At 65.6% G+C, this 9,146-nt stretch carries 7 protein-coding genes and 1 pseudogene; all 8 read left to right on the forward strand.

Annotated elements, in window-relative coordinates; all coding sequences use genetic code 11:
- Window positions 1–40 precede the first annotated feature (40 nt).
- Window positions 41–283: pseudogene (locus BR24_RS14445) on the forward strand (DUF1799 domain-containing protein); the annotation flags it as partial.
- 10 nt (window positions 284–293) lie between these two features.
- Entirely contained in the window at window positions 294–2,798 is a 2,505-nt protein-coding gene (locus tag BR24_RS14450) for a phage tail tape measure protein (RefSeq protein WP_496542183.1), read from the forward strand.
- 1 nt (window position 2,799) lies between these two features.
- Window positions 2,800–3,489 carry a hypothetical protein gene (locus BR24_RS14455; RefSeq protein WP_496542184.1) on the forward strand — a complete coding sequence of 230 codons (690 nt, stop codon included), beginning with the start codon at window positions 2,800–2,802 and terminating at the stop codon, window positions 3,487–3,489.
- On the forward strand, window positions 3,477–4,073 hold the full coding sequence (locus BR24_RS14460; RefSeq protein ID WP_496542185.1) for a hypothetical protein: 597 nt from the start codon (window positions 3,477–3,479) through the stop codon (window positions 4,071–4,073). The genes BR24_RS14455 and BR24_RS14460 overlap by 13 nt, the downstream gene beginning before the upstream one ends.
- On the forward strand, window positions 4,049–4,498 hold the full coding sequence (locus BR24_RS14465) for a DUF6950 family protein (RefSeq protein ID WP_462965836.1): 450 nt from the start codon (window positions 4,049–4,051) through the stop codon (window positions 4,496–4,498). Before BR24_RS14460 ends, BR24_RS14465 begins: the two co-directional genes overlap by 25 nt.
- Entirely contained in the window at window positions 4,499–6,280 is a 1,782-nt protein-coding gene (locus tag BR24_RS14470; RefSeq protein ID WP_496542186.1) for a phage tail protein, read from the forward strand. It abuts the gene before it with no gap.
- 9 nt (window positions 6,281–6,289) lie between these two features.
- On the forward strand, window positions 6,290–7,456 hold the full coding sequence (locus BR24_RS14475) for a hypothetical protein (RefSeq protein ID WP_496542187.1): 1,167 nt from the start codon (window positions 6,290–6,292) through the stop codon (window positions 7,454–7,456).
- On the forward strand, window positions 7,456–9,146 hold a 1,691-nt coding region (locus BR24_RS14480), incomplete at its 3' end, for a DUF7483 domain-containing protein (RefSeq protein WP_496542188.1). The genes BR24_RS14475 and BR24_RS14480, both read left to right, overlap by 1 nt.

Consider the following 9,146-nt stretch of genomic DNA (forward strand, 5'->3'; position numbering starts at 1 on the left):
CGCCGCAGAGTGCGCCGAATGCGAGGTCCGCGCGGACAGCCCGGAGCTCATGCCCGAAAACCGTGCTGTCTGGCGCCTCTGGATAGACTGCAACAACCAGTGGAGGGTCGGGCCGCTGGGCCCCGTGGGGCTGGACTGGCCCGCCGTGGAATGGGTGGCCGAAAGACAGGACCCGCCGCTGGACGTGGATGCCGGGGTTTTTCGCAGGCTCAAGCACCTGGAGCAATTCGAACTGAACCGGATGGCCCGGAGGAACGATGCCGGAAACGCAGATAATTATTAGCGCAAAAGACATGGCAACGAGCCAGCTCCGCAAGGCGGGGCTGGCCGTTGACGGGCTCACGCGCCGGGCCATGACGTTGCAGAACGCGTTCGTGGCTGCAGGCGGCGCCATGTTCCTGCAGGACGTGACCCAGCGGTTCGAGCAGTACGAGGTGAGCCTGCGCGACATGTCCAAGGTCACCGACCAGTCGCTGCAGGAGATCGACTCGCAGCTTGGCGAACTGCCGCACTCGCTCGGCACCATGACCGAACTGGTGCAGGGATACTACCAGACCATCTCGGCGGGGGTGAAGGAACCGGCCGCCGCCATGGAGGTGCTGACCACTGCAGCCAAGTCCTCCAAGGGAGCGCACGTTTCGCAGTCCAAGACCATCAAGGCGCTCACCAAGGTCATGAAGGGGCTGGACGGTGAGTTCCGGGATGCCTCGGACGCGGCGGATCTGCTGTTCTCCATCGAGAAGGAGGGGCAGACCAGTTTTGCGGAGCTCGTGCCGGTCATCGGCGACGTGGCCGCCATATCCGGCCTGCTCGGCGTCAAGGCGGAAGAGATGGGCGCGGCTCTGGCAGCCATCTCCCAGACCGCCGGAACCACGTCGCAGGCCGCCACCCAGTATCGCGCCATTCTGATGGGACTGATCAAGCCGCAGGAGCGCATGCGGGATCTGCTGGAATCCATGAACGTGGCCAGCGGCGAGGCGCTTGTCCAGCAGTACGGCCTTGCCGGGGCGTTGCTTCTGATCAAGAAGCAGGCCGAAGCCAGCGGCATGAGCATGGGCCGCCTGTTCGAATCGTCCGAGGCCCTGACAGGCATGGCCCCCATGCTCGCCGACGAGTTTTCTCAGTTCAATCAGGTTCTTCAGGAAATGGAGAACCGGCAGGGACGAGCAGCAAAGGCATGGCACTCGTTTGAAAAAACGCTCGAAGCCAGCCGCGAGCGTTTCCAGAACACGCTTGATGCCACCATGCTGGATCTGGGCGAGGACATTGCCCCGGATCTCAAGCAGACCCTGAACGGCCTGTCCGACTGGCTGGACCAGCACGGCGACAAGCTCGTGACCACGCTCGGCGGTGCAGCCCGCCACGCCGGCGACTTTGCCGAGATCGTGGGCAAGGTGTTCGACAAAACCATTACGGGGTGGAACCAGCTGCCCGACGTGGTGCAGGAGATCGGCCTCATCGGCGCCATCGTCGGCGGGGCCAAGGCCCGCGCCGCCATCGTGCTTGTCTCCGCTGCCATCGGTCAGATCAAGGACACCTTTGACGAGGGCAAGAAGGTCACGGACCGGGATAAGTTGGGCGCCGTCATGCGGCAGGAGATGAACTTTCTGGCCAACCGCCGCAAGCGGCTGGCCGAGCTGAGCGGCCAGTCTCTGGAAACCCAAGGCCCCGCCATCCGCAAGCAGATTGCTGAGTCGGAAGCGCGGATCAAACGCCTGACCGACAGGCTGGCCGAAATGCGCCGAAAGGCCGGTGAAGAACGCCGGCAGGCCGAACATGACTTCCGTGTGCTGGACAACAGCAGCGGGGAGGCGGACAGGGACACCCCCGCCCCGACCAACGACCCTCCCCCCGATCCGTCGCTGAATCGCACCGACGCCGATAGGTCCGGACCGAGCGCCAGCGCGCTGGCCGCACAGAAGGCCGCGCTGGAGCAGCGCAAGCAGGTGCTGGCCGAGTTCAATGTCGAGTATCAGCGCATGTCTCTGGGCAGATACGATTACGAAGTGAAGCTCATCGAGGATGAAGCCAAGCGCTTTGAGCAGGCCGGGGCCGACAAGGTGAAGGTGAACCGCTGGGCTTCCGAGCAGATTCTCCAGATTGAGGACGAACGGGCCGCAGCGCAAAAGCGTCAGCATGAAATGCAGCTGGCGGAGTCGGACAGCATGATTGACGGGCTCATCCTCGGGGCGTCCCGTTACGAACGCTATTCACAGACCGCAGCGGAAAGCATCGCGGACGTCTATGAAGGAGCGTTCCGCCGTGTCGAGCAGCTCGGCACCGACATGGTTTTCAATATGAAGGGCGATCTGGGCGACCTGACCAATCTGGTGAAGCAGGTGGCGCAGGAGATATTTCGCATCAACGTCATGAAGCCGCTGACCCGCAGCCTTGCCTCCGGCGTGGGCAGCTTTTTCGGGGACCTGTTCAGCGGTGGCGACGCCTCCGAGGGCGGCAACCAGTCCACCAAGCTCGCCGGAGCGGATGCCGCCTACGCCAACGGCGGCGTCTCCGTCGGCCCGCAGCTGGCATGGGTCTCCGAAGGTCGCTACCGCAAGGAGGCGCATGTGCCGCTTCCGGACGGCCGCACCATCCCTGTCACCATTCGCGGCTCGGGCGGCGGGGGCGGCGTGGTCTTCAACATCGACTCCAGCGTGCATGTCGCGGGCGACGTGTCCGAAAAAAACATGGCCCTGATTCAGGCGGCCAGCAATCGGGCCGCCCGGGACGGTGCCGAGCTGGCCCTCAAGCGGCTGCGCACAGACCCCGGTAAACGCCGCTGGGCGATGGGAGGATAGGATGATCATAGACTGGCCCGCAGACCTGCGCCCCTCCCGCTCCGAATTCTGGCTGGAGCCGCACACCGCCGAAAACACCAGCCCGTTCACGCGGCAGCAGCAGGTGTACGTTCTGCCCGGCGATCGCTGGGTTTGCGTCATGCGCTTTTCCCGCAAAAACCGGCGGACAAGCGCCCGGCTCGACGCGTTGCTGGCGGAGCTGGGCGGGCGTGCGGGACGCATCCGGATTCCGGATTTTCGACGCTTCACCCCTGCCGGACGCATCCGCGACCCGTTCCTGTTCCCGTTCGCGGACGGTACGAGCTTCACGGACGACACCCACTTTCTGGACATGCCGCCATTGCCGCCGCGTGTCACCGAAAACGTGTACGGCAGCGTGGTCCCGTCGGCGGGCTGGATGCCCTCGGTTCCCGGTCTGCTGCTGGCCGGGGACTACGTGCAGTTCGGAGAGAATCGACTGCACATCCTCACCCGCGACCTGAATACCGACCAATGGGGCGCAGGGTTGCTGCATGTGCGCCCCACGATCCCGGCCACGTACCCGCTGGCCTCCGGTCAGGTCGTCGGCTGGAGCGGCTGCACGGGTGTGTTCCGCGCCAAGGATGATCAGCTGGCACGCAACCCCACCGAGCCCGGCCTGTTCAGTTCGTTCCAACTCGAATTCCACCAGGAGGTCCCATGCCCCGCCTGATGAGTCCCGAGGTCGAAGCGCATATCGCCGGCGGCACCGTGTTCCCCGCGCTGCTCGTGTACCTGGACTTTCCCGACGATCCCGTCCGCGCATGGTCCGGTGTCGGCTCCCTGCACTGGGGCGGCCACGTCTGGCACGGCGTGGGCCAGTTCGGCGGGGTGTCGGGCATCACCGACACATTGGACCTCAAGAGCCAGACCGTGGACATCAGCCTCAGCGGCATCCCGCTCAAGGACGAGACGGGCGCTCCGCTCTTCGACACGATCTCGACCACCTTCACGCAGCACTATCAGGGGCGGGCCGTGGAGTTTTTCTACGCGGTCTTCACCGAGGACTGGGCACTGGTGCCGGATCCAGTGAGCCTGTGGCTCGGACGCATGGACGCCCCGACGATCACGCTGGACGGCGGCGGGATAACCGTGAGCCTGTCTGCCGAGCACGAGTTTGCCTCGCTCACACGCCCGCGCGTGCGCCACTACTCCGACGTGGATCTGCGCGAACGCGCGCCCGGGGACAAGGGACTGGAGTTTGTTTCATCGCTACAGGAGATATTGGTGCTATGGGGAAAACAGAAGTACGACTGATTCGCCGTCCGGACTGGGAGGCCCGCCTCGTTTCGTTCGTGGAGTCCCGCAGCACGGCGCAGTTCCGATGGGGCGAGCACGACTGCTGCCTGTTCGCGTGCGATGCCATCGAGGCCATCACGGGCGTGGACCCGGCCGAGTGGTTCCGGGGCCGCTATTCCGACAGGCACGGGGCGGTCGTGTCGCTTCGCCGGTTCTGCGACGGGGGGCTTGAAGAAGCCATGGCCCGGATCGCCCATGATCTGAACGCGCCGGAGGTTGCGCCCGCGTATGCCCGGCGCGGCGACGCGGTGTTTCTGCGGCAGACAAACGGCACCCCCAGCTTCGGCATCTGCATGGGGGCTGAGGTGGCCGTGGCCGCCCTGCCCGCCGGAGTGGCCATGCTGCCCGGCGCGCTGACGCTTCGCGCATGGAGGGTCGGCTAGATGGGCGGCGCAGTCATTGCGGTGGCCGCGTCCGTGGCCGGGACCGCTGCCGCGTCCGCGGTTTCGGGCGCGGTCCTTTCCGCCGTTGTGGGCGGGGTGGTCACGGCGGCGGTCACGTTTGCCGGTTCCGCCCTGCTCGGCTCCGGCAAGAAGCCGAGCATGGACATGCCGAGCTTCAACGAACGTGGCGGCGGCATGTCGCAGATGGTGCGCCAGCCCGTCACGAGCTGGAAATACGCCTACGGACGCGTGCGGACGTCCGGCCCCATGACCTTCATCCACTCCAACGGCGACAAGAACAAGAACCTCTACATCATCTTTCCCCTTGCCGCCGGGGAAATCGACGCGGTCGAGGAGCTGTACCTCGACGACGAGCTCGTGGAACTCAGCGAGGACGGCGCCGCCACCAACAGCCGGTGGCTCAAGGACGGCAGCGCCCACGTCTTCTGCGACTTCCACCTCGGCGCCCCGGACCAGACCGCGAACCAGCGGTTCATGGACGAATGCGACGGCAAGTGGACCGTGGACCACCGGATGCGCGGCATTGCCTATGCTGCGCTGAAGCTGGTCTACGATCAGAAGATGTTTCCCGGCGGCATCCCGAACCCCACCGTGGTCTATCGCGGCCGCAAGGTGCTGGACCCCCGCAGCGGCTCCACCCTGTGGACCGAGAACGCGGCCCTGTGCATCCGCGACTACCTGCTCACGCCCGAAGAGCTGGGCGGCTACGGCGTGCCTCCGGATCGGATCAACGAAGATTCCTTCCGCGCGGCCGCCAACATCTGCGACGAGGAAGTGCCCCTCAAGAACGGCGGCACGGAGCCCCGGTACACCTGCAACGGCGTGGTGGATACCGAAGGCGAACCCTTCCAGATTCTGAGCGACATGCTCAGTTCCTGCGGGGGATCACTCGACGTGGCCGGCGGCAGATGGAATCTGCGCGTTGCCTCGGCAAGCCCCGTGGTGGCCGACGTGCGCCAGAGCATGGCGCGCGCCAGCGTGAGCGTACAGCCGCGCCGCAACAGGACGGACCTGTTCAATGCGGTGCGCGGAACGTTCATCTGCGTCGAACAGAAGTGGCAGCCCACGGACTACCCGTTCGTGACCAACGACGAATACGTGCAGCAGGACGGCGGGCACGTGATCTACACCGAGCTCGATCTGCCGTTTACCCGCTACCCCGCCACGGCGCAGCGGCTGGCCAAGATGTATCTGGAGCGGCACCGCCTCCAGTCCACCGTCGATTTTCCGGGGAACCTGTCCCTGTTGCCGCTGGTGCCGGGGGAGCCGGTCAACCTGCATCTGCCCGAGTGCTGGGAAGGGGGCGCCAAGTACCGCATTGCCGAATGGCGTCTGGCGGACGACGGCCTCGGCGTGGACCTCACGCTCCAGCAGGATGACGACCGCGCCTACCAGTGGGATCCCGAGGTGGATGAACAGGACATGCCCGAGGCTCCGGAGGTGGAGGCCCCCAACGGAGCGGACAGCACGCCGCCGTCGCCGGTGGAGGAACTGGCTGCGTCCGGCGGCAGCGGCCAGGCAACCATCACGTGGATATGCCCCATGGACGAGGACTTTGAGCGCAGCCGCGTCTACCGGCACACCGCCGACGACTATGCCGCGGCCGAGCTGGCGGGGCTCGTCTACTCCCTGCCCGGCGAAAACGCCGGCTGGACAGATAGCGATTTGACGTCCGGCACCTATTACTACTGGGTGCGCACCGAAGACAAAACCGAAAACCGCAGTGAGTACGGCGTGGCCGTCAGCGCCGTGGTCACCTAGGAGGATACCGTGAAACACGTCATGGACATTCTGACCGTGGGGCAGCGCCCGGACAAGGACACCCTGCGCAAGGGGCTGCTCAATCTGGTCAACCTGCAGGGATGGGACGAGCCGGCAGCCATGGACTTTTCAGCCATGTTTCTCGCGGCCGTTGCCGAGCTGGGCGAAGCCGGGCGCTTCAGCCTGCCAGAAGGCGATTACGCCCTGACTGAGGACCTGACCATTCCGACAGCCAGCGCAGTGCTGGCCACGCCCGGCGCGAGCCTGTTCATCGGTCCCGGCGCGCATCTTCAGGTGTCGGGCCAGTTCGGGGCCTGGACCGACTCGCGGGTCTTTTCCGGCCCCGGCACCGTGCAGGCCGCCGGGGGCGTCTGGCTGCCGGGCTGGTTCGTCGATGCCGGAGCATCATTCGAGGATATTGCCGCCGGAGCAATCACCGTGACCTCGGGACAGGGCTACCTGTTGCCCGAGTCACCCGAGTCCCAGACCACAGATGCCCTGACGGATATCGCCGCCGAACCGACGGACGACCGTCGCGTTCTGCTCTCCCCGATTCGCGACGGGGATGCGATCACGGTCAGGCACGCGGCGGGGAACATCAGCCTGCGCGATGCTGCCGACCTTGTTCTGCAGGGTCCCGGCGACAAGCTCGTGCTGCGCTGGGACGAGTCTGCCGGGGTCTGGCGCGAGTTCGCCCGTCTGCTCGGTACGGTACTCTCGCCCGCGGAACAGTCCGTCCAGATTGCCCACTCTCTGGCCGAGGCCGGTGCGGGGTTGCAGATAATGGACGTGCAGGGGCTGCAATCGGCGCTTGATGCACGGGCCCGCATGGCATCACCCAACCTCTGGACCGCGCCGCAGGAATACGAGCAGACCGCACTGGTCATCGACGCCGGGACGGTGACGTGGGACATGGCCGCCGCACCCCGGGCGCTGCTGACGCTCACCGAAGACGTGACGGCCATGACCATCATCAACCCCGGGCCGGGCGAGCTGACGCTGGTGCAGGACGCCACCGGCGGTCGGTCCGTGGCCTGGCCCGCGTCCATCCGCTGGCCCGGCGGCGCGGCCCCGGCGGTGACGCCCGAGCCAGGCGCCGAGGACGTGGTCACCTTCGTCGAGCGCGGCGGCGTGCTGCGCGGCACGGCCCTGCAGGACTTCAAGGCGGTGGCCTGATGTTTGATCCGATCATCCATCCCCTGACCGGCCTGGGCGGCGTACGGCCCGTGTTTCCATGCCACATCGGGCATTCCGCGCTCGTGGAGAACGGCTTTTCCGCCTCGCCCGCCCTCGGCACGGATGCGGTCATCTCCGTCTGGTTCAAGCCCACCGCTGCCAGCCTTGCGCCGCTTATGGACATGAGCGGGCATTACCATCTGCGCATCGAAAAAACCGGTTCTACTGTCACATACAAAATCAATGACGGCACGCCGCAGGCATACGGCGGCAGCGTCGGGACGTCCTTTCACGAACTGCTGGAAAACCTGCTGATCGCGCTCTGCGGGTCCTCGCACGGATATTACGCCGACCTGCACGCCGTGGACCGGACGACCGCCGACCCCTTCGGCTCGGTTTCGCCGACCGTGTCCACCCTCTGGACGCCTCGCGTCTATGCCGGAGAGTACAGCGCAGGCGGCAGTCATCTCGACTTCGCCGATGCCGCCAACCTCGGCCGGGACGTCTCCGGCAACGGCAACCACTGGACCGTGAACGGCAGCCCTGTGCAGACACTGGACACGCCGACGGACAACTACTCCACGCTGAATCCGGCAACGACCTCGGATTCGGCAGTGTCCTATGCAAACGGAAACACAACCGCGTCCGTCGGCGGCACCAGCGGACGTGAGTCGTACAGCACGCATCTGATTCCTCCGGGCAAGTGGTATATCGAATCCAAAACCGACGCGGGAAACGCCGGAAGCAGCAGTGCGTTTATCGGGCTGCGTCAGCCGGGAAATGGCGACCAGCCGTTTTACTATCGCGCTGACGGGACGCTTGTGGTCGACGGGGCCAGTGTTGGTACATTCTCCGCTTGGTCGGGGGGTGATGTGCTTGGTCTGCTACTCGATACAGAAAATGATCAATTTGAAGTGCGGCTGAACAACGCTGTCATTCACGCAGGCTCGTACTCCACCGACGATCGGGAGATACTGCTGCATCTTGCCAGCGCCAACGGCGGCGCACAGACGGTCAACTTCGGCGCAACGGGCTTCGCCTACGGGCCGCCCGTGGGTTACAGCCCGCTGTCCAGCGCGAACCTCCCCGAGCCGGAGCCGCTTGACCCGGCGAAGGGCGTGGACATCGTGCTTCGCAGCGGTACGGGCGCGGACGCCACGGTGAGCGGCCTCGGCTTCGCGCCGGACTTCGTGCTGACCAAGGGGCGGGACGCGGCCACCTCGTGGGGCGTGTTCGACACCTGCCGCGGCGCAACGCACTGGCTGGCGATGCAGAGCGCAGACGCTGACCGGACGGACGCCGAGTCATTGAAGGCGTTCGCGGCTGACGGCTACACCATGGGGAGCTCCACTTTTGTCAACTACGGCGACAGCAGGCCGTATGTGGACTTCTGCCTCAAGCGCGGGCCGGAGTTCGGGTTCGATATTGTGCCCTATGTTGGTGACGGGATTGCCGGAAAGCAGCTCGCCCACAACTGTGGCGGCGTTCCCGAGTTGATAATCGTCAAGAACATCACCACCAACGGCCAGAACTGGATGGCCTACCATTCCGCCCTCGGTGCCACCAAGCTGGTCTATCCGAACCTCGACAATGCGCTGGTCGCGTCGAGCGCGGGGTGGAGCGACACGGAACCGACAAACACGCACTTCACCGTGGGGCATACCGGGAACACCAACGAGGACGGGTCTGA

This window comes from Pseudodesulfovibrio halophilus DSM 5663, from assembly GCF_059568665.1.

Excerpts from the sequence above, each read along its gene's own strand:
- BR24_RS14450 (WP_496542183.1), top strand. The coding sequence starts at position 294 with ATGGCAACGAGCCAGCTCCGCAAGGCGGGGCTGGCCGTTGACGGGCTC.
- BR24_RS14455 (WP_496542184.1), top strand. The coding sequence starts at position 2,800 with ATGATCATAGACTGGCCCGCAGACCTGCGCCCCTCCCGCTCCGAATTC.
- BR24_RS14460 (WP_496542185.1), top strand. The coding sequence starts at position 3,477 with ATGCCCCGCCTGATGAGTCCCGAGGTCGAAGCGCATATCGCCGGCGGC.
- BR24_RS14465 (WP_462965836.1), top strand. The coding sequence starts at position 4,049 with ATGGGGAAAACAGAAGTACGACTGATTCGCCGTCCGGACTGGGAGGCC.
- BR24_RS14470 (WP_496542186.1), top strand. The coding sequence starts at position 4,499 with ATGGGCGGCGCAGTCATTGCGGTGGCCGCGTCCGTGGCCGGGACCGCT.